The following is a 1,306-nucleotide window of genomic DNA, read 5'->3' as shown; positions in this document are numbered from 1 at the left end:
TGTTATAAAAAAGGTTATGATCTAGTGAATTTTATGCTTCAAACAGATGAAAAGTTAAAAAATTCATACGAACTAGTACATGATTTACGCGAAAGTTTAAAATTATGTAATTGGAAAGACTTTATCAATCGTTTGAACGACGTTGATAAAAACTCGATCAGTAAAAACATATGGAAAGTAGTAACATTTTTTAGAAAGCATCAAGAAATACTTCGAAATACGATTTACAATCCTTTATTAAATAACGGTGCAATCGAGGGTATTAACAATAAAATAAAGTTAATTAAGCGAATTTCATATGGATACAGAAGCTTTAATAACTTAAGAAACCGTATAATGCTGGTATTTAGTTTATTTAAAAACCAAAAGAAAAAGACAACCAGACCCGTACATCGGATGGTTGTCTAAATGATAGAATTCGAAGAATTCCAATCAAAATTAAGTTCTTTAAATTATTCACCCACCACAAATGGTGGAGAACCATAATAAATAGGGCTCAAACATATCAATGGTAATTGTTTTAACTTTAAGTCTACTTTTTGACTAAATCGTTCAAAATAAGCTTTTAAATACCCTGAATTTCAATTTTCTAAAACGTCTAAAGCTTTATGTGTGTCATTGTTAATAAATACAAAACTCATTAAACTAGTAACAGTCTTTACACTTCTAAATTCATCCATTGTCAAATGTTCAAGTGGATTATCGAAAGGTTTGATAAGTAAATTTTGACTGCTTTTTTCTAATACGACGTACTGTAGATTGAGAAACACAGTTGTCTTCAGCAGTATCTATTTCTGTTTTGACTTTATTGGCTTCTCCAACTATTTTTTGTTTAACACAATTAGAAATAAAGCATGTCTTATTTACAACATCGGTTTCAGCAGTAAAAGATGTATTACACTATAAACACTTAAAGCATTGTTTAGCTAAGTTTAGATATGTTTTATAGCCTTGAGTTTTAAGTAAGATAATACGAGAAACACGTTTACTATGTTTGTGAATCTGTCCTTCATTTTTAATTCCACAGCAAGGACAAGCCGAAGGCTTATACATATGTACAGCATTAACAACTGTTTATTTCTTTCCCTTTACTACTACATCAATATCTTGGCTAACAAATTTGATGTTTTTATCTTTTATTCTTAGTATTTCTAATATATCATTACACATAGGCGCATTGTCACCTTTAATTAGGGTTTAGGCACTTTAAGTTATTGTGTACTGCACCCCAAAAGTTGAACCTACAAAATTCAACTTTTGGGGTGTTTAATTATGAATAAAAGTTATAGTTTAGATTTCAAACTTA

1 protein-coding gene and 1 pseudogene are annotated in these 1,306 nt (G+C 29.2%); one reads left to right on the top strand and one right to left on the bottom strand.

Annotated features, from left to right (window positions below; translation table 11 throughout):
- On the top strand, positions 1-408 hold a 408-nt coding region (locus DVJ99_RS13380; protein WP_240430868.1), incomplete at its 5' end, for a transposase.
- 69 nt (positions 409-477) lie between these two features.
- On the opposite strand, the pseudogene DVJ99_RS13375 reads toward DVJ99_RS13380, so the two are convergent.
- Positions 478-1,170, bottom strand: a pseudogene (locus tag DVJ99_RS13375) (transposase); the annotation flags it as partial.
- Positions 1,171-1,306 lie beyond the last annotated feature (136 nt).

Origin of the sequence: Staphylococcus sp. EZ-P03 (genome assembly GCF_003344575.1) — a bacterium.
Lineage (GTDB): Bacteria > Bacillota > Bacilli > Staphylococcales > Staphylococcaceae > Staphylococcus > Staphylococcus simulans_B.
Note: the sequence above shows the minus strand (reverse complement) of the source record. Positions and strands in the feature narration are given on the sequence as shown.